Genomic DNA, 18,573 nt, shown 5'->3' on the forward strand with positions numbered 1-18,573 from the left:
TTTTGGCTGGGGCCGGCTTTCCCCCGGCGGCTTTGGGGGGGGGGGGTTTTGTTGGGGGGGTGGGGGGGTGCGCGCGGCTCGCCCCCAAAGGCCCCCTGGCCGGTCACCTGAGGAGGGTTCAGGTCACGAGTTGACCTGCGTGGTCACCAGGTCCGAGAAGGTGGTCAGCCGGGTGTAGACACCCGGGTAACCCGCCTCCGCGCACCCCTCTCCCCAGGAAGTGATCCCTGCCAGGACGCCCCCGATGAGCAGGGGACCGCCGCTGTCGCCCTGGCAGGTGTCTGTGCCGCCGGACGTGTATCCGGCGCAAACCATGTCGGTCTGGACGAAGTCCGAACCGTAGGAGCTCTTGCAGCTGGAGTCGGACACGATCGGGACGGTCGCGGTCCGCAGCTGGTTGGAGGAGCTGCCGTTCTCCGAGGTGGTGCCCCAGCCGAGGATGCGGGCCGTGGTGCCGGCCGCGTACACGCTCGTCTGGGCGGACGTCACGTACGGCGCCGGGGTGTACGACATCGCCGTCGACAGGGTCAGGACGGCCACGTCGTCGCCGTTGGTGGCGTCCGTGTAGTCCGGGTTGATCCAGATCTTGCTGACCTTGCTCACCGTGCCGTTGGTGCCGTTCAGGTACGTGCGGCCGCCGACCACGCGGACGCTGCTCGTGGACTCGCCCTCCATGCAGTGCGCGGCGGTCACCACCTTGGTGGAGGACACCAGGGTGCCGCCGCAGAACTGGCTGCCGGACGCGTCCGTGATCTGCATCATGAACGGGTACGCGGTCGTGGTGGTCGTGGTGCCGCCGACGATCGGCTGGGGAGCGGCTGACGCGGTGGGGGACGCGATCAGCGCGGTCGCCGCGGCGGCGGCGGTGGCCACCAGTGCTGCGGCGGTCTTTCTTGCGCGGTGGTGCCCGAACATGAGTCTCCTCAGTGGGGGTTGCCGGTGGGGGTCGCGCGGGTGTGGGGGGTGCAGCACGGGGGTCGCGGGACCGACCCCCGTATGCCCGGGCGAGCGGCACATCCATAAGCTAGGACCCGGAACCCCACCCTCCCAATGAGGGAACCCCCTAGGGGGATGGGGGAGGGAAAACCCTCGGTCCGCCTCAGTTAACCGGGAGCGCTCTCACTTCGCGCGTCGCCCTGCCGCCAAACGGACTATGTCCACGCGCGATCGGATGCCCAGCTTGCGGTAGACCCGGGTGAGGGTGGCCTCCACCGTCTTGACGCTGATGAACAGCCGGGCGGCGATCTCCCGGTTGGTGGCACCCTCCATGACCAGCGCGGCGACCTGACGTTCCATCGCGGCCAGCCCGTCCAGGGCGTCCAGCGCGGCCGGCGCCTCGACCGCCGGCTCCGGTGCCGAGACGGCCTCGTCCACCTGCCGCAGCCACGGCAGCGCCCGGCACCGCCTGAACAGCCGGGTGGCCTCGTCGAACGCGGCGGGGGAGCGCCGCTCGCGCAGCGCGGCCAGCGCGAAAGCGGCCCGCGCCTCCTCCAGGCCGTAGCCCAGCTTGGCGAACCGGTCCTGAGCCGAGGTCAGCAGCGCGACGGCCGCGTCGCGTTCCCCGTGCGCCGCCCGGACCAGCGCCTCGGCCCGGTCGAGGGCCGCCAGGACACTCTCCCGGCCGAGCCGGAGCGCGTGCTGACGGGTGACGTCGATGACGTCCTGCGCCTCGGCGGTCTCACCCACCCGGACGAGTGCCTCGGCGAGGTCGCCCTGCCAGCGGCCGCGGGCCGGGTCGGTGATGCCGAGGCTCTGCTCCAGCTCCCGCACCCGGCGCAGCGAGCGGACGGTGCCCGCCGGGTCGCCGGCCACCAACTGGGCGTACCCGAGTGCACCCAGGGCCCGGGAGAGGTACATCGTGTCGCCGTCCTGCTCGGCGTGCTCCACCGCCTCCCGGGCGAGCGCCAGGCCCCGGTCCACGTCGCCGCCGGACGCCTCGGCCAGTGAGGTGAGCATCGCGGAGGCGGTCTCGCCGATCCCGGAGTCATGGGCGAGGCGCAGGCCCTCCCGGGCCAGGTCGAGGGCGCGGCCGCAGTGCCCGGAGCGCAGTTCGGTCTCGGCGAGCCCGCGCAGGAAGTGCACCTCGCTCTCCACCTGCCCGCGCCGGCGCACCTCGCGCAGCAGCGCGGTGACCGTGGCCCGCGCCTCGGTCAGCTGGTCGCCCATCACCAGCCAGCGGAACCTGGCGCTGCCCGCCCCGTTGTGGTGGCAGGCCACGTACGGGTCCTGCGGCTCCTTCAGAGCGCGCTTGATGGTGGCGGGCGCCGCCGGATGGCCCATCAGGGTCTCGACCTGGGCCTGGAGGGAGAGCGCGAGAAGTTCCGTGCGCCGGTCGCCGCCCTCGGCCGCGAGGTCCGCGGAGTGCGCCGCCGCCTGCCGGGCCTCGGTGAAGTCGCCGCCCACGATCAGTGCCCGCCAGGCCAGCTGGTAGTGGACCTTGCCGAGCAGCCGCGGGTCGTCACCGGCGTCGGCGAGGGCGTGCGGGAAGGCCGCGTCGACCTCGGTCATGGTGTGGCCGGCGGAGTCGATCACCAGGATCCAGGCCCGCACCCGGTCCGCCGGCCGGGTGGCGTGGGTGAGCACCTCGCGGGCGATGTCCTGGGCGAGGTCGATCTCGCCCGCGCTGGTCGCGTCCTCGGCCGCCTGGAGCCGGCGCTCGGCCGGGGTGGGGGTGTGGTCGCCGGGGGTGTGCCGGGCGGCGAGCAGGCCGATCTGCGCGGCCACCGAGGGCGCGCCCCGGTCCCGGGCCTCGGTCGCGGCCTCGGCGAGCCGGTCGGCGACCTCCGGGTCGGTGCCGGTGGTGGCCAGGGCAAGGTGCCGGGCCCGCTCGATCGGGTCGGAGGCGGCGGTGGACAGCGCCGCGTGCGCGGCCCGGCGTTCCTGCGCGGGCGCCTCCGCGTACAGCGCGGCGGAGATGAGGGGGTGCGCGAACCGTACGGCGGGCCCCTCCGGCTCCGTGGTCAGCAGCCCGAGTTCGGCCGCCTGGGCGCACTCTGCCTCGGCGTTCTCCCGGCCGGCCGCGTGCAGCAGGGCCTGGGTGGGGCGGGCGCCGGCGCTGGCCACCAGCAGGGTGCGACGGGCCTCGACGGAGAGCATGTCGAGACGGCTGAGCACCAGGGCGCGCAGCGAGGTCGGCACCGGCAGCGGCTCGCCGGGGCGGGGCGGGGTGGGGCTCTCGGCGAGGGCGCGGCCGAGTTCCAGGGCGAACAGCGGGTTGCCGCCGCTGGTGCGGTGGATCTCCCGGACCGTGGACCGGGTCAGCCCGGTGTGGCCGCGGTGGTCGAGGAGTTCCGAGACCTGCCCGCGGGTGAGCGGGCCGAGGCGGACGGCGACGGTGTCCGGGGGCGACGCGCGTAGGTGGCGGTCGTACTCCTGGCCCTCCGTGCGGACCGCGGACAGCAGTTGGACCGGGGTGCCGCCGAGCCGGCGGGCGGCGAAGCCGAGGAGTTCGGCGCTGGCCGGATCCAGCCACTGGAGGTCGTCGGCGACGATCAGCACGGGGCCCTCGGCGGCCAGCACGCGCAGCGCGGAGAGCACGGCGAGGCGCAGGGCGAGCCCGTCGCGCTGGAGGGTGGACTCGCCGCGGCCGGTGAGCGCCGACTCCAGGGCGGTGCGCTGGGCGCCGGGCAGGTGGCCGGAGACGTCGTCGAGGACCAGTCCGAAGAGGTCGGCGAGAGCGAGGAACGGAAGGTGGGATTCGGACTCGGTGGCCGAGCAGCGCAACACCGTGCGGGCGGTGGCGGCATATTCCGCGTCCAGTGCCCGCAGGACGGTGGATTTTCCTATTCCGGCGGGCCCGTGCAGGAGGACGCTGCCGCCCGAGGCGAGCTGCTCCCGGGCGGCCGCGACCAGCTCCGCCCGGCCGATGACCAGGTCGGGGCGGCATCTGGCAGGCTCCTGGAAGTCCCGTCGCACGGTCACCGCTCCCCTCGTGTGTCGTGTCCAAACCAAATTCTAGGCAATGAACCACGAAATCCGGCCGAACGGCATGGTGAGGGAAATAACAGGGGCTTGGCATAGGGCAATTCACTGCGCGTCCGCATGAATGGAATGGGTCCCCTCCGGCTATGGCAACAACCCCGTCCGACGAGCCGCCGACACCGCCTCCCCCCGGGTGTGCGCGCCCAGCTTCCGCATCGCCGAGCGCAGGTAGCCCTTGACCGTCTCCGGCCGCAGCCCCAGCCGCTCCGCCACCGTCGCGTTGGTCGCCCCGGCCGCCACCCACGCCAGCACATCCAGCTCCCGTGGCGCCAGGGCCGCCTCGGCCACCGGTGCCGGGGCGGCGGTCAGCAGCCCGCAGGCGGCGACGAGTTCGGCACGCAGCTCCGGGTCGGTGATCCGCGGCGCCAGGGCCCGCAGCGCGGCATGCGCCTCCCGCACCTGCTCCCAGGCGGCCCCCGGATCCCCTGCGACGGCCGGTTCCGGCCGCGCCGCCGCCAGCAGCACCCTGGCCTCCTCCTGCACCACCAGCGCCTGCTCCACGTCCCGGGCCGCCGCCACCGCCGCGCCCAGCGTGCGGTCGCCCAGCGGCTGGGCGGTGCGCAGCGCCCCGTACAGCACGCCCCGCACCCGGCGCCGTACCACCACCGGCACCGCGAGCACCGAGCGGATGCCCTCGGCCGCCACCGGTACGTCGTACTCGTGGCTGATCTGCCGGGAGACGGAGTAGTCGGTGACCGCGCACGGCCGGGCCAGCGCGACCGCCCTGCCGCCCAGGCCGTTGCCCGAAGTGACCGCGAGCGAGCGCAGCGCCGCCGTGTGGGTGCCGGTCAGTTCACTGATCCGCACCTGGGTCCGGCCCGCCTCGACGAGACCGCCGAAGGCGATCGGGAGCCCGGTGGCGCGCCGCAGTCTGGCCAGCGCCCCGCGTATCTCCACCGCCCCCGCGACCTCTGCTGCCACCTGTCCTGCCCCTTCGCACCCCGGCCTCGTGCGGTCCACACCCCCGTTCGGGGGTAGTGAGACCTGCATCACGGATTACACGATGCCAGAGAGCCGCCCGGCAATGGCCCGGTACCGAAGGAGACGCGTATGACGAGTGCGACGGAGGACTTCCGCAGGGCACGGGACTTCCTGCTGGAACACCGTACGGACTACGCCACCGCCTACCAGGGTTTCGCGTGGCCGCGTCCGGACCACTTCAACTGGGCGCTCGAGTGGTTCGACGTCATCGCCGAGGGCAACGACCGCACCGCGCTGCACATCGTCGAGGAGGACGGCGCCGAGACGAGGCTGTCCTTCGCCGAGCTGTCCGAGCGCTCCGACCGGGTCGCCAACCACCTGCGGGCGCGGGGCGTCGAGCCGGAGGACCGCATCCTGGTCATGCTCGGCAACCAGGCCGAGCTGTGGGAGACCGCGCTGGCCGCGATGAAGCTGCGCGCCGTCGTCATCCCGGCGACCCCGCTGCTCGGCCCGGCCGACCTGCGCGACCGCGTCGAGCGGGGCCGGGTGAAGCACGTGATCGTGCGGGCCGAGGACGCGGCCAAGTTCGCCGAGGTGCCGGGGGCGTACACCCGGATCGCGGTGGGCGGGCTGCCGGCGTCGGAGGAGGGGCCCTGGGAGCCGTACGAGGACGCGTACACCGCCGCGGCCGGCTTCGTGCCCGACGGGCCCACGCTGGCCGACGACCCGCTGATGCTCTACTTCACCTCCGGCACCACCGCCCGCCCCAAGCTGGTCGAGCACACCCACACCTCGTACCCCATCGGGCACCTGGCCACCATGTACTGGATCGGCCTCAAGCCCGGTGACGTGCACCTGAACATCTCGTCGCCCGGCTGGGCGAAGCACGCCTGGTCGAACCTGTTCGCCCCGTGGAATGCCGAGGCGACGGTCTTCATCCACAACTACACGCGCTTCGACGCGGGCCGGCTGATGGCCGAGATGGACCGGCACGGTGTGACCTCCTTCTGCGCCCCGCCCACCGTGTGGCGGATGCTGATCCAGGCGGACCTGAGCCAGTTGGCGACCCCGCCCCGCGAGGTGGTGGCGGCGGGCGAGCCGCTCAACCCCGAGGTGATCGAGCAGGTCCGGCGGGCCTGGGGCGTGACCATCCGGGACGGGTTCGGGCAGACGGAGACGGCCGTGCAGGTCTCCAACAGCCCCGGGCAGCGGCTGAAGACCGGGTCGATGGGCCGTCCCAGCCCGGGGTACAAGGTGGAACTGCTCGACCCGGTCAGCGGTGCTCCCGGGGCCGCGGAGGGCGAGATCGCGCTGGACCTGGCGGCGCGGCCGGTGGGCCTGATGACCGGCTACCACGGGGACGCCGACCGGACGGCGGAGGCGATGGCCGGCGGCTACTACCGCACCGGGGACATCGGCTCGCGGGACGAGGACGGCTACATCACCTACGTCGGCCGCGCGGACGACGTGTTCAAGGCCTCCGACTACAAGATCAGCCCGTTCGAACTGGAGAGCGCGCTGCTGGAGCACGAGGCGGTGGCCGAGGCGGCCGTCGTGCCCGCACCGGACGAGCTGCGCCTCGCCGTGCCGAAGGCGTACATCGTGCTGGCGGCGGGCTGGGCGCCGGGTCCGGACACGGCGAAGGTGCTCTTCGAGCACTCGCGTCAGGTGCTGGCGCCGTACAAGCGGATCCGGCGCCTGGAGTTCGCCCCGCTGCCCAAGACGGTGTCCGGCAAGATCCGGCGGATCGAGCTGCGCGAGGCCACGGCCGCCGGCTCGGCCGAGGAGTACCGCGAGGAGGACTTCCGGTGAACGCGTCGTACGCGCACGGCACGAGCGGCACCACGCTGCTCGGCGACACCATCGGGGCCAACCTGGACCGGGCCGTCGCGGCCTGGCCGGACCGCGAGGCGCTGGTGGACCTGGGGACCGGCAGGCGCTGGACGTACGCGCGGTTCGCCGCCGACGTCGACCGGCTGGCCTGCGCGCTGCTCGCGAGCGGGGTGGCCAAGGGCGACCGGGTGGGCATCTGGGCGGTCAACTGCGCCGAGTGGGTGCTGGTGCAGTACGCCACCGCCCGGATCGGCGCGATCATGGTCAACATCAACCCGGCCTACCGCACCCACGAGGTCGAGTACGTCCTCAACCAGGCCGGGATCTCCGTGCTGTTCGCCTCGCTGCGGCACAAGACCAGCGACTACCGGGCGATGGTGGAGGAAGTACGCGGCAACTGCCCGCAGTTGCGGGAGACGGTCTACATCGGGGACCCCGGCTGGGAGGCGCTGACCGCCCGCGCGACGGCCGAGCGGAGCGACGAACTGGCGGTCCGAGCCGCGGAGTTGTCCTGTGACGACCCCATCAACATCCAGTACACCTCGGGCACGACGGGCTTCCCGAAGGGGGCCACGCTCTCCCACCACAACATCCTCAACAACGGGTACTTCGTCGGGGAGACGATCGCCTACACCGAGCAGGACCGGATCTGCATCCCGGTGCCCTTCTACCACTGCTTCGGCATGGTGATGGGCAACCTGGCCGCCACCTCGCACGGCGCCTGCATGGTCATCCCGGCCCCGTCCTTCGACCCGAGGGCCACCCTGGAGGCGGTGCAGCAGGAGCGCTGCACCTCGCTGTACGGCGTCCCGACCATGTTCATCGCGGAGCTGAACCTCCCGGACTTCGCCTCGTACGACCTGTCCTCCCTGCGCACCGGCATCATGGCTGGCTCGCCCTGCCCGGTCGAGGTGATGAAGCGGGTGGTCGCCGAGATGCACATGGCGGAGGTCTCCATCTGCTACGGCATGACGGAGACGTCCCCCGTCTCGCTCCAGACCCGGATCGAGGACGACCTGGAGCACCGCACCGGCACGGTCGGCAGGGTGCTGCCGCACCTGGAGGTCAAGGTCGTCGACCCGGCCACCGGGGTCACCCAGCCCCGGGGCACGGCGGGCGAGCTGTGCACCCGCGGCTACAGCGTGATGCTCGGCTACTGGAACGAGCCCGAGAAGACGGCGGAGGCCGTCGACGCCGGGCGCTGGATGCACACCGGCGACCTGGCGATGATGCGTGACGACGGCTACGTCGAGATCGTCGGCCGCATCAAGGACATGATCATCCGGGGTGGCGAGAACATCTACCCGCGCGAGATCGAGGAGTTCCTCTACGCCCACCCGAAGATCCGGGACGTCCAGGTGGTCGGCGTGCCGCACGAGAAGTACGGCGAGGAGGTCCTGGCCTGCGTCATCCCGCACGACCCGGCCGCCCCGCCCACTCTCGACGAACTCCGCGCCTTCTGCGCGGGCCGCCTGGCCCACTACAAGGTCCCGAGCCGCATCCAGATCCTTCAGACCTTCCCGATGACAGTCTCAGGCAAGGTCCGCAAGATCGAACTGAGGGAGACCTACACCACCAGGTGACGATCAGCGCCCCGAAGGGGCGCGGGGCTGCGTGGACATGCGGCTCCGCCGCGCGGGCGCGACCAGCCGACACCGGCCCGCGGCCGAATCACCTCCCCGACGAGGCCAGCTCATCGGCCGGCCCGTTCACCGGCTGCGGCACCCCCGTGAGGTCCAGCACGAACAACGCCACCCCCAAGGCGTCGGCCCGCTCACGCGCCTCCTCGGCGTACCCGGCAAGGGAGAAGTACACGCACCCCGAGTCCTCCGTCATCGCCGTCAGCCACAGGCACTCCACGTCCCGCCGCGAGGCCGGCTGCACGGTCGGGTCCACCTGGGCCAGCAGCCCCCGCGCGGCCAGCCCGATGCCGGACGGCGGCCGCTGGTCGGCCCGCCGTATGTCCCGGTAGCCGAGCCACCGCAGGTAGAGCGCGGCCGCGGTCACCGCGTCCTGGGCGGTGCGGATCGTCACGGGACGGAAGGCGGCCCGTGGTTCGGGCTCGGGCTCGGCCTCGGCCGGCGGAGCGGACGCGCCGCCGGTGACCGCGATGCGCAGCACCGCCCCGCACGGGCACCCCAGCTCCGGCTGCGGCCACTGGTCCCGGCGGCCACAGGATCCGCAGCTCACCGTCACCCAGTCCGCGTCCCAGGCGCGGTGCGCCACCGGCGTCGGCTCGGCCGCGCCGTCGAGGCTCGGGGTGACCGGCGCGCCGCAGGCGCAGGGGTACGACGGCGCGGTGTAGACGTGCTCGCGCCGACAGGCCGGACAGCGCACCGGCACGCTCTCGGACATGGCCTCACCTCAGGCGTCGCGTCGATTCAGCGGACCCATGGTGCTCCCGCCGGGGCCCGGTTGTCCGTCCCTTGACGACGTTCGTCCCCGACCTCCATGGACGAGGAGACCGCCACCGAGCCGGAGCACGCCCCAACCGCGATGAGGGCGTCGGAGGTCTGGGCCGGCGTGGATACGACAGCGGGCGGTCCGTCCGGTGGGACGGGCCGCCCGCTGCGTGCCGTCGATGAACCGGTGCCCGCCGCCCCCGTGCCGGCGGGCACCGTGTGACGCGAATATGCCCGACGGCTGGGGCAGTTGAAGCGTGCTGAAGGCAGTTCAGAGCATTATTTGAGCATCGGCCGGTCCGTTCGTCCCGGTACCTCAGCTTTCGGGGTGCTCGGACAGTCCCGGCCAGTCGTCCGGACCGCCGCCCTGCCATTCGACGAGGTCGCTCTCCTCGACCTCGATCCTGTCCAGGTCGGCCATCCGCAGGATCTCGATCACGTCGTCGAGGTGGGAGGCGATCCCCAGCGTCACGTCGCCCTCGGTGACCCGGCGGGAGCCGTCCAGGGCCGGCGCGTGCACGACGATGTGCGGGAACTCCGTCGGTGGATGTGCAGTCATGCCTCAAGGCTCCTGCGGCTCAGGCGGGACCGCACGCCGAAGAGCCGGACGCGGGCGCTCCCGCCGGCTGCCTTCTCACGTCATGCCGTGCGACGGGCGCCGGCACCATCGGCCCGTCCGGCCTTCGACGCCGAGGCCGAGGCCGACTGCGGGGGCCGGGGGCGGCAGCTCCCGGGGACGGCGCCTCAACGGGCGGCACGCCGCTCCGTCGGCAGCCAGCCGAAGGCCTCGGCGCTCGGCCGGTCGCCCGGCTCGTACTCCAGGCCCACCCAGCCGTCGTACCCGGCCTTCCACAACCCGGCGAGGAGGTCCGCCAGCGGCAGCGACCCGGTGCCCGGAGCGCCGCGGCCCGGGTTGTCGGCGATCTGCACGTGGCCGGTCTTCGACGCGTACCGCTCGATCACCGACGGCAGGTCCTCGCCGTTCATGGACAGGTGGTAGAGGTCCATGAGGAAGCGCGCGTTGCCCAGTCCGGTGGCCGCGTTGACCCGGTCGACGACCTCGACGGCGGCCGGGGCCGACACCAGCGGGTACCGCGGGGACTCGGGCCTGTTGAGCGCCTCGATCAGCAGCACCGCGCCGATCCGGTCGGCCGCGCGCGCCGCGAGCACCAGGTTTTCCAGCGCCAGCGCGTCCTGCTCGGCCGGGTCCACGCCGTCGACGCGATTGCCGTACAGCGCGTTGAGCGCCGTGCAGCCGAGGGACTGGGCGAAGTCGGCGGCGAGGTCGATGTTGGCGCGGAACCGCTCCGACTCCGCTCCCGGGACGGACAGGGCGCCCCGGTCGGGCCCGGGGAGCCGGCCGGCGTAGAAGTTCAGGCCCGTCAGGCGGACGCCGGCGTCCTCGACCGCCTTCCTCAGGGCGTCGAGTTCGGACCGCTCCGGTGTGGGGGAGTCGGCCCAGGGCCACCACAGTTCGACCGCCGAGAAGCCGGCCGCGGCGGCGGCCGCCGGGCGCTCCAGGAGCGGGAGTTCCGTGAAGAGGATCGACAGGTTGACGTCGAAGCGCTGCTCTGCGCATCCCATCGGGGTGGCGCTCCCTTTCCGTCCATGTTTCCGCATGTCGGAAACTTTTTTCTGTTCAACGGAAGCCTGCCCGCGCCCGCGGAGAGCTGTCAAGAGCGCCGCTGCGCAAGGCCGGATGAGTCCCGCGCCCCGCCCGCGGGGCGGGCGCGGGGGTGCCGTGGTCCGTTAGGGTCGCCTCGTGGCGGACGGAGTGGGTCCGCCGTGGTGAATCCGGTCGGCCGAGGCGCATCGCGGCCGGGTCAGGGACGTGCTCTGGGGGCGCAATGCGATTGAGAGTGGAGTTCACCACCGAGCCCTTCGATCTCGACGAGGCTCCCGCGCACGCGCTGGTCGCCCGCGAGGTCCTGGCGGCGGCCGAACTGGACGCGGTGGACGTCGGACCGTTCGGGAACACGGCGGAGGGCGGCTCCGGAGCCGTGCTCACCGCCGTGGACACGCTGTTGCGCAGGGCCCTGGACGCCGGGGCCACCCGGATCTCGCTCCAGGTCAACGTGGTGGGGGAGGGTGACGGCAAGTGACCGGACACGGGGACGAGCCCTTCATCACCGCGGTGAAGCCGCTGGTCGACGCCATGGGCGGCGAGATGCTCCCGCCCGACGAGGCCGGCCCCGACGACGTCGTGCTCGCCTGGGAGGGCGCGGACGTGGTCGCCGTACGGCTGCCCCAGCTCGCGGACTCCCTCGATCACATCCTCGCCGCCATGGAGCGCAAGCAGGGCAAGCCGCTGGCCGACCTGGACCGCAAGGCGAAACAGGAGGTCGTGCGCATACTGGAGGCGCGCGGCGCCTTCTCCGTACGGCACGGCGTGGAGACCGTGGCGAGCGCGCTCGGGGTGAGCCGCTTCACCGTCTACAACTACCTCAACCGGGAGAAGAGCTGACCCGGGCGTGCGGCCGGGGGGTTGTTACGCGGAATTTTCAACAAAGTGTTGACGTCGGGTTCCCGAAGGGCGTTAGCTGACGGCAGTCCGTTCAGCACGACGGCCGTCCGCGGCCACGGAGGCTCCCGTGACGTCGACATCCCCGCCCCCGGGCCTGGCCCGGTTCAACGGCCTGGCGGAACACGCGGCCCTCGCCGCCCTGCACGAGGTGTGCGCCTCCACGGCATGGGCCCGGCGCCTGCTCGCCGCCCGCCCCTATGCAACCTCCGAGGACCTCTACTCCGCCGGCGACGCCGCCATGGCCGAACTGACCGCGGCGGACCTCCAGGAGGCGATGGCCGGGCACCCGCCGATCGGCCGTCCGAAGCCGGGCGATCCCACCTCGGCGCGGGAACAGTCCGGCATGGCCGGCGCCGCCGACGACCTCAAGGCGGAGATGCTCGAACTGAACCTGGCCTACCAGGAGCGGTTCGGCCATGTCTTCCTGATCTGTGCCACGGGCCGCACCGGCGAGGAGATGCGGGACGCGGTGAAGGAGCGGATCGGGAACGCGCCGGAACAGGAGCGCGAGATCGTCCGCACCGAGCTGGGGAAGATCAACCGCATCCGACTGGCCCGGCTCGTCGAGGAGGAAGCCCGAACCATGAGCACCAGCGCCACCGCCTCCGTGTCCACGCACATCCTGGACACCAGCGCCGGCCGTCCCGCCGCGGGCGTCGCCGTCCGGCTCGCGGCCCGCCGGGGCCGCGCCGCCGAGTGGCAGGCGCTCGGCGGCGGCGCGACCGACGCGGACGGCCGGTGCAAGGACCTGCCGGCGCTGCCGGAGGGCACCACACACGTACGGCTCGACTTCGCGGTGGAGCCGTACTTCGAGGAGAAGCAAGCCGATGCGCAGCAGGACGCCCCCGCGAACCGGGACAGCGGTACCGGTGCGTTCTTCCCCGAGGTGACGGTGACGTTCGCCGTCGTGCCGGGCGAGCACTTCCACGTACCGCTGCTGCTCAACCCGTTCGGCTACTCCGTATACCGAGGGAGCTAGCTACAGATGCCCACCATTCTGGGACAGAACCAGTACGGCAAGGCCGAGAACCGAGTCGTCAGGATCACGCGGGACGGCGCCACCCACCACATCAAGGACCTCAGTGTCTCGGTGTCGCTGAGCGGCGACATGGACGAGGTGCACTACTCCGGCTCCAACGCCAACGTCCTGCCGACCGACACCACCAAGAACACGGTGTACGCGTTCGCCAAGGAGTACGGCATCGAGTCCGCCGAGCAGTTCGGCATCCACCTCGCCCGTCACTTCGTCACCTCGCAGGAGCCGATCCACCGGGCCCGGATCCGGATCGAGGAGTACGCCTGGGAGCGGATCGAGGTGCCGGGGGAGGCCAGGCACTCCTTCGCACGCAGGGGACAGGAGACCCGGCTCGCCCAGATCACGTACGACGGCGAGCGGTGGGAGGTCGTCTCCGGCCTCAAGGACCTCGTCGTGCTGAACTCGACCGACTCGGAGTTCTGGGGCTACGTGAAGGACACGTACACGACCCTGCCCGAGGCGTACGACCGCATCCTGGCCACCGAGGTCTCCGCCCGCTGGCGGTTCGACTGGACCGACGACGAGCAGGCGACACCCGACTGGGAGACGTCCTACGAGCAGACCCGCGGGCACCTGCTCCAGGCCTTCGCCGACACGTACTCCCTCTCGCTGCAGCAGACCCTCTACCAGATGGGCTCGCGCGTCATCGACAACCGCGCCGAGATCGACGAGGTCCGCCTCTCGCTCCCGAACAAGCACCACTTCCTGGTGGACCTGGAGCCGTTCGGCCTGAAGAACAAGAATGAGGTGTACTACGCCGCGGACCGGCCCTACGGCCTGATCGAGGCGACCGTCCTGCGGGAAGGCCGCGAGGCGCGGATCCCGGCGGACCTCACCAACCTCTGACCCACCCTTTTCGGCACCCTCGGCCGGGGAAGCGGACACGTAGGTCTCCCCGGCCGCGGCACTCGGAACCCCGGGATCCCGCCGTGCCCTCACTACGAGTCCACTGAGCGAGAAGGACGACATCATGGCAGCGGACCAGCGCATCGTCATCGAGAACTGCGCCGTCGCGACCGTCGACGCCCACGACACCGAGTACGCGGACGGGCACGTCGTCATCGCCGGCAACCGCATCGAGTCCCTCGGCGCGGGCCGGGCCCCAGAGGGCCTGGAGCACGTCGTACGCCGCATCGACGCCACCGGTCACCTGGTCACCCCCGGCCTGGTCAACACCCACCACCACTACTACCAGTGGATCACCCGGGGCCTGGCCACCGACCACAACCTCTTCAACTGGCTGGTCGCGCTCTACCCGACCTGGGCGCGCATCGACGAGCCCATGGTGTACGCGGCCGCCCAGGGCTCGCTCGCGATGATGGCCCGGGGCGGCGTCACCACCGCGATGGACCACCACTACGTCTACCCCAAGGACTCCGGCGACCTGTCCGGCGCGATCATCCGCGCCGCCCGCGAGACGGGCGTCCGCTTCACTCTCGCCCGCGGCTCCATGGACCGCAGCGAGAAGGACGGCGGACTGCCCCCGGACTTCGCCGTCGAGACCCTGGAAGGAGCCCTCACCGCCACCGAGGCGACCGTCAAGGAGCACCACGACGACTCCTTCGACGCGATGACCCAGGTGGCCGTGGCGCCCTGCTCGCCCTTCTCCGTCTCCACCGAACTGCTCCGCGAGGGGGCCGAGTTGGCCCGTCGGCTCGGGGTACGGCTGCACACCCACGGCTCGGAGACGGTCGAGGAGGAGAAGTTCTGCCACGAGCTGTTCGGCATGGGCCCCACCGACTACTTCGAGTCCACCGGCTGGCTCGGCGAGGACGTGTGGATGGCGCACTGCGTCCACATGAACGACTCCGACATCGCCGCGTTCGCCCGCACCGGGACCGGTGTCGCCCACTGCCCGTCCTCCAACGCCCGCCTCGCGGCCGGGATCGCCCGCGTCCCCGACATGCTCGCCGCAGGCGTCCCGGTCGGCCTCGGCGTCGACGGCACCGCCTCCAACGAGTCCGGCGAGCTCCACACCGAGCTGCGCAACGCGCTGCTGATCAACCGGCTCGGTGCGCACCGGGAAGCGGCTCTGAACGCCCGCCAGGCGCTGCGCCTGGGCACCCACGGCGGCGCCCGGGTGCTCGGCCGCGCGGACCAGATCGGTTCCCTCGAACCCGGCAAGCTCGCCGACCTGGTCCTGTGGCGGCTGGACACCCTCGCCCACGCCTCCATCGCCGACCCGGTGACCGCCCTGGTCTTCGGCGCCGCGGCCCCGGTCACCGCCTCCTTCGTCAACGGCCGCCAGATCGTGGAGGACAACCGGCTGCTGCACGTCGACGAGGACGCGATCGCCCGCGCCACCCGGGCCGAGGCCCAGCGGCTGGCCCGCATCACCGCCGGGTGACCGGCCCGCACCGCCCCTTGCGGCCCCCACATCACCCAGACGGCCGAACAGCAGAAGCAGTCCGCCGAACGGGAGCAGGTGGGCGTTCACGACCCAGGCCGGCCGCGGACCGCTGCATCCCAGGTCGCGGTGGGCGCCGGCACGGCCACGGTGGCGATGCTGCCGTCCAGGATCGTCATCAGCGCGCCCGCGCACAGGACGGCGGGGGACGCCTCGCGCGGGTATGTTCGGGACGGGGCACCGGTGTCGCCGGTGCGCGGGTCGTGGTCGACATGGCCCTCTGGCCTCCGTGACCGCCGTAGCTCACCAGGAACATCGACAGGAACGGATCGTGCGCAAGGTGTACGACTGGTGACGGAGTTCATGGTGAGTGCCCCTGAGGGGACGGCGTAAGGAGACGGCTCGATGTCCCAGCGGAACACCGGTGCCACCAGCCAGGTCGAGAACGCGCACGCCTGCCCCGTCCGCGAGGTTCTTGACCGGGTGGCCGGGAAATGGAGCGTGCAGATCCTGGTCGCGGCCTCGCACGGCCCCGTCCGCTTCACGGAGCTGGAGCGCGGTATCGAGGGCATCAGCCGCCGGATGCTGACCCTCACCCTGCGCAACCTGGAGCGCGACGGCCTGGTGACCCGCACCGTCCACCCGACGGTGCCGCCCCGGGTGGAATACGAACTGACCCCGGTGGCCCTGGAGTTGCACGAGACGCTGCTGCGGCTGACCGACTGGGCCGAGCGCAACCGCGGGTACGTCGCGCAGGCGCGGGCGGTCTACGACGCCGAGCACCGGCCGGAACTGCTCGACGCGTAGACGGCGCGGACGACGCCGGCCCGGCGTGGACCGCGTCAGAACCCGAACAGCTCCGGGGCCTTGGAGAGGTCCTCGAAGATCTCGCGCGGATCGTCGACCAGCTTGCGGGCCTTCAGATCCAGCAGCCCGCCGACCGCGTCGACCTCCGCGGCCAGCGTGCCGTCCGCCTTGGTGATCGTCTGGCGTATCCGGAACGTCTTGCCGCCGCCCCACTCGAACGCGCAGGTCACGTCGATCTCGTCACCGGCGAGCAGTTCGCGCCGGTACCGGATGGTCGTCTCCAGCCCCACCGGGCCCACGCCCCGCCCGATCAGCTCGGCCTGGGTGACCCCGGCCGCCTGGAGCAGTGACCAGCGGGCGTGCTCGGCGTAGTTGATGTACACCGCCTGGTTCACATGGCCCTGCACATCGGTCTCGTAGCCACGGACCGTGAGGCGGACGGAATACGGTTCGCTCACGACTTCCCCTTCTCGTGTACGACTTCTCGTGTACGACGCACTGATCCTCTGCGGGCATCCTGGCACGCCCGTCACACCCGGCGCGGCGACGCCAGCAGATAGCGCGTTCTGGTGCGCGGCTCCGTGTACTCGCCCGTCTGCCAGCCCGCCCGCTCCAGGGTGGCCGCACACGCCCGCAGCGGCTCGCCCTCCGGCGCGTACACGGCGACCGCTTCCGGCTGCGGGGTGGCCCGCACTCGGTAGCCCGGCCTGCCCGGCCCCTCGGGCGGGTGCCCGGCCGCCTCCAGGGCGAGTGCGGCGGCCCGCACCAGGTGCGTGCGCTCCCAGCCGCACGGCCGGTCCGTGGCGCCGTCGGGATGGGTCATCCGGCGCAGTTCGAGCAGCCCCTGCCAGGCGCTGTGCACCTCGCGCGCCCGAGCCGGCCCGGTGTCCGCCTGTTCCTCCCCGCCGACCCGCGCGGCGAAGCCGTGGGCCGGCTCGGGCTCCGCCGCGGCCGGGGGCTCGGAAGCCTCCCGTATCCGGTGCCCGGCCGGCGTCAGGAAGTGGTCGTGCGGCGGGCGCGGGTGCCGGAAGGCGAGCCCGCGCTTCACCAGCGCCGTCAGCTGCGCCTCGGTGCCCCGCAGCCGCCCGGTGACCGGGTCGGCGGCGTCGATGACCCGCCGCTGTGCGGCGGTGGGCGGTCGGGTCACGGCGCACACCTCCCCGGCGTCGAGCGCGGTACTGGTCCCTTCTGCGAAGGTTACGACCCGGTACTGACAACGCGGTCCCGCCCGGGCCGGATGTTCCAGCCCGCGATCACCGGCCGGTCGTGCTCCGTGCCCAGCCGGCACAGCGTCCCGGTCGCCAGCTGGAAGAGGGCACCGGCGGACGGGGGCAGGCCGAGGCGGCGGGCGGTCAGGACGCGCAGGAAGTGCCCGTGGGCCACCAGCAGCACGACCCCCTCCGTGGTGGCGAGGGCCGCCTCCACCTTGGCCAGCATCCGGTCGGCCCGCGCCCCGACCTGCTCCGGGCTCTCCCCGGGATGGTCCGGCGGGCCGGGTGCCACCCCGTCCGTGAACAGGAACCAGCCGGGCCGGGTGCGCTGGATCTCCGCGGTGGTCACGCCCTCGTAGCCGCCGTAGTCCCACTCCCGCAGGTCGGCGTCGACGCGGGCGTCGGCCGCCCCGATCAGCTCGGCGGTCTCGCGGGCCCGCTGGAGCGGGCTGACGAAGGCCGCGCCGATGCGAAGCGAGCGGACCAACGGCATCAGCCGGTGCGCCTCGTCCCTGCCGTGCTCGGTGAGCGGCACGTCCGTGCACCCGGTATGCCGTCCGGACCGCGACCACTCGGTCTCACCGTGCCGGACGAGAAAGACATCAGCCATATGTCAGAGGCTCACACTTCCCTTCGGGACTTGTAGTGATGTGCAGTGGTGTGTCGTCTGCCGGTCGTATATGGGTGCGCGGATCGAATGCGTGACCTTTGCGTGGGCGTGTCGTTGATCGAATGACAGTACTGCGGGTGGGAGAGGTGCGGGTGAGCCGGAGGCTGCCGTTGGGCGAGGGCGAGACGGCCCGTATCGCCTGTGCCCGTGGCCTGCTGCGTGCGGGCGTGGTGGAGAAGACTGGCGACGTGCTGTCGGCCGCAGTTTTGGCCCAGCGGGTGGGCTGGGCGGCGGATCTGGTGTCCAGCATGGCTGCCGCTCTGCTGGGTGTGCACTGGAACGCCGCCGATGTGGACCTGCTGGCCTCAGGTGTGGACGGCGCAGGCCGCAAGCTGCCGTCGAACGCGTGGATGGCGCTGCGGCGACTGGGCTGGACCACCGCGCCGGCCGAGGCCGTGCGCGTCAACGACCGCATCGTGCGCATGGCCCAGGAGCAGGCCGGGCGCCTGCTCCGGTCGGCCAAGTGGCGCGCGGATTTGACCGCCGGAGTCATTGGGACCTGGCCCGCGGAGTCGGGCAGGCGCACCCCGGATGAGTGGGATGCCGTCCGTGCCGCCGTCCCCGGCGGCCGGGATCTGCCCTCCAGCGTGATCAGGTCCCGTACTCGGCAGATCGCCGCCTTCGCCGAGAAGCACGGCCGGTTGCCTGCCGACGTGTTCGAGCTTGAGGCCGCACCCCACGCGGCGCGGATGCTGCTGCTTTCCGCCTGCGACGGACAGCAGGCCACTCTTGCCCGCAGTGGGCCGGGCGCTGCTGCGGCTGCAGCTGCCAACTTGCCCCGCCCCCCGCTCTTATCGGGACTGGACCTGGGTGGTCTGCCCCATCACACTGCCGCCGACCA

Annotated in this window: 17 protein-coding genes; 8 read left to right on the forward strand and 9 right to left on the reverse strand. The window is 72.4% G+C overall.

Annotated features, from left to right (window positions below; genetic code table 11):
• Positions 1-123 precede the first annotated feature (123 nt).
• The 3 genes from AB0M11_RS35770 to AB0M11_RS35780 all read right to left on the reverse strand — a co-directional run bounded on the left by AB0M11_RS35770 (position 124) and on the right by AB0M11_RS35780 (position 4,902).
• Positions 124-915 (reverse strand): serine protease, encoded by a 792-nt coding sequence (locus tag AB0M11_RS35770; RefSeq protein WP_365712334.1) that lies wholly within the window; start codon positions 913-915, stop codon positions 124-126.
• A 204-nt stretch (positions 916-1,119) separates the two neighbouring features.
• Positions 1,120-3,921 carry an AAA family ATPase gene (locus tag AB0M11_RS35775; protein ID WP_365712335.1) on the reverse strand — a complete coding sequence of 934 codons (2,802 nt, stop codon included), beginning with the start codon at positions 3,919-3,921 and terminating at the stop codon, positions 1,120-1,122.
• A 144-nt stretch (positions 3,922-4,065) separates the two neighbouring features.
• Positions 4,066-4,902 (reverse strand): helix-turn-helix transcriptional regulator, encoded by an 837-nt coding sequence (locus AB0M11_RS35780; RefSeq protein WP_365712336.1) that lies wholly within the window; start codon positions 4,900-4,902, stop codon positions 4,066-4,068.
• Between the two features lie 129 nt (positions 4,903-5,031).
• On the opposite strand from AB0M11_RS35780, the gene AB0M11_RS35785 reads away from it, so the two are divergent.
• Both AB0M11_RS35785 and AB0M11_RS35790 read left to right on the forward strand, forming a co-directional pair.
• Positions 5,032-6,714, forward strand: a complete 1,683-nt coding sequence (locus AB0M11_RS35785; protein ID WP_365712337.1) for an AMP-binding protein — start codon at positions 5,032-5,034, stop codon at positions 6,712-6,714.
• Entirely contained in the window at positions 6,711-8,318 is a 1,608-nt protein-coding gene (locus AB0M11_RS35790) for an AMP-binding protein (protein WP_365712338.1), read from the forward strand. Before AB0M11_RS35785 ends, AB0M11_RS35790 begins: the two co-directional genes overlap by 4 nt.
• An 88-nt stretch (positions 8,319-8,406) precedes the next feature.
• Here the strand turns inward: AB0M11_RS35790 and AB0M11_RS35795 are convergent, their stop codons facing one another.
• The 3 genes from AB0M11_RS35795 to AB0M11_RS35805 all read right to left on the reverse strand — a co-directional run bounded on the left by AB0M11_RS35795 (position 8,407) and on the right by AB0M11_RS35805 (position 10,721).
• Positions 8,407-9,090: a hypothetical protein gene (locus tag AB0M11_RS35795; protein ID WP_365712339.1), complete on the reverse strand. Its 684-nt coding sequence runs from the start codon at positions 9,088-9,090 to the stop codon at positions 8,407-8,409.
• A gap of 363 nt (positions 9,091-9,453) precedes the next feature.
• The gene (locus AB0M11_RS35800) at positions 9,454-9,696 is read right to left on the reverse strand and encodes a hypothetical protein (protein WP_365712340.1); all 243 of its coding nucleotides are present in this window, start codon (positions 9,694-9,696) and stop codon (positions 9,454-9,456) included.
• 185 nt (positions 9,697-9,881) lie between these two features.
• On the reverse strand, positions 9,882-10,721 hold the full coding sequence (locus AB0M11_RS35805) for a TIM barrel protein (protein WP_365712341.1): 840 nt from the start codon (positions 10,719-10,721) through the stop codon (positions 9,882-9,884).
• A gap of 263 nt (positions 10,722-10,984) precedes the next feature.
• On the opposite strand from AB0M11_RS35805, the gene AB0M11_RS35810 reads away from it, so the two are divergent.
• The 6 genes from AB0M11_RS35810 (at position 10,985) to AB0M11_RS35835 (ending at position 15,851) form a co-directional block, all read left to right on the forward strand.
• Positions 10,985-11,239, forward strand: coding sequence for a hypothetical protein (locus AB0M11_RS35810; protein WP_365712342.1), 255 nt, complete (start codon positions 10,985-10,987; stop codon positions 11,237-11,239).
• Complete coding sequence (locus AB0M11_RS35815; protein WP_365712343.1) at positions 11,236-11,601, forward strand: helix-turn-helix domain-containing protein; 366 nt, start codon at positions 11,236-11,238, stop codon at positions 11,599-11,601. Before AB0M11_RS35810 ends, AB0M11_RS35815 begins: the two co-directional genes overlap by 4 nt.
• Before the next feature lie 127 nt (positions 11,602-11,728).
• The gene (gene uraD, locus AB0M11_RS35820; protein WP_365712344.1) at positions 11,729-12,640 is read left to right on the forward strand and encodes a 2-oxo-4-hydroxy-4-carboxy-5-ureidoimidazoline decarboxylase; all 912 of its coding nucleotides are present in this window, start codon (positions 11,729-11,731) and stop codon (positions 12,638-12,640) included.
• Positions 12,641-12,646: 6 nt separating this feature from the next.
• Positions 12,647-13,543 carry a factor-independent urate hydroxylase gene (pucL, locus tag AB0M11_RS35825; RefSeq protein WP_365712345.1) on the forward strand — a complete coding sequence of 299 codons (897 nt, stop codon included), beginning with the start codon at positions 12,647-12,649 and terminating at the stop codon, positions 13,541-13,543.
• Positions 13,544-13,667: 124 nt separating this feature from the next.
• Positions 13,668-15,044 carry an 8-oxoguanine deaminase gene (locus AB0M11_RS35830; protein WP_365712346.1) on the forward strand — a complete coding sequence of 459 codons (1,377 nt, stop codon included), beginning with the start codon at positions 13,668-13,670 and terminating at the stop codon, positions 15,042-15,044.
• Positions 15,045-15,449: 405 nt separating this feature from the next.
• Entirely contained in the window at positions 15,450-15,851 is a 402-nt protein-coding gene (locus AB0M11_RS35835; protein ID WP_365712347.1) for a helix-turn-helix domain-containing protein, read from the forward strand.
• A gap of 35 nt (positions 15,852-15,886) precedes the next feature.
• Here AB0M11_RS35835 and AB0M11_RS35840 read toward each other — a convergent pair whose 3' ends face one another.
• The 3 genes from AB0M11_RS35840 to AB0M11_RS35850 form a co-directional block, all read right to left on the reverse strand.
• Positions 15,887-16,309, reverse strand: coding sequence for an acyl-CoA thioesterase (locus tag AB0M11_RS35840; RefSeq protein WP_365712348.1), 423 nt, complete (start codon positions 16,307-16,309; stop codon positions 15,887-15,889).
• A gap of 71 nt (positions 16,310-16,380) precedes the next feature.
• Positions 16,381-16,998 (reverse strand): hypothetical protein, encoded by a 618-nt coding sequence (locus AB0M11_RS35845; protein WP_365712349.1) that lies wholly within the window; start codon positions 16,996-16,998, stop codon positions 16,381-16,383.
• Between the two features lie 50 nt (positions 16,999-17,048).
• A complete protein-coding gene (locus tag AB0M11_RS35850; RefSeq protein WP_365712350.1) occupies positions 17,049-17,672 on the reverse strand; it encodes a histidine phosphatase family protein in 624 nt (207 codons plus the stop codon).
• Positions 17,673-18,573: the final 901 nt, after the last annotated feature.

Origin of the sequence: Streptomyces sp. NPDC051987, assembly GCF_040680735.1 — a bacterium.
GTDB lineage: Bacteria > Actinomycetota > Actinomycetes > Streptomycetales > Streptomycetaceae > Streptomyces.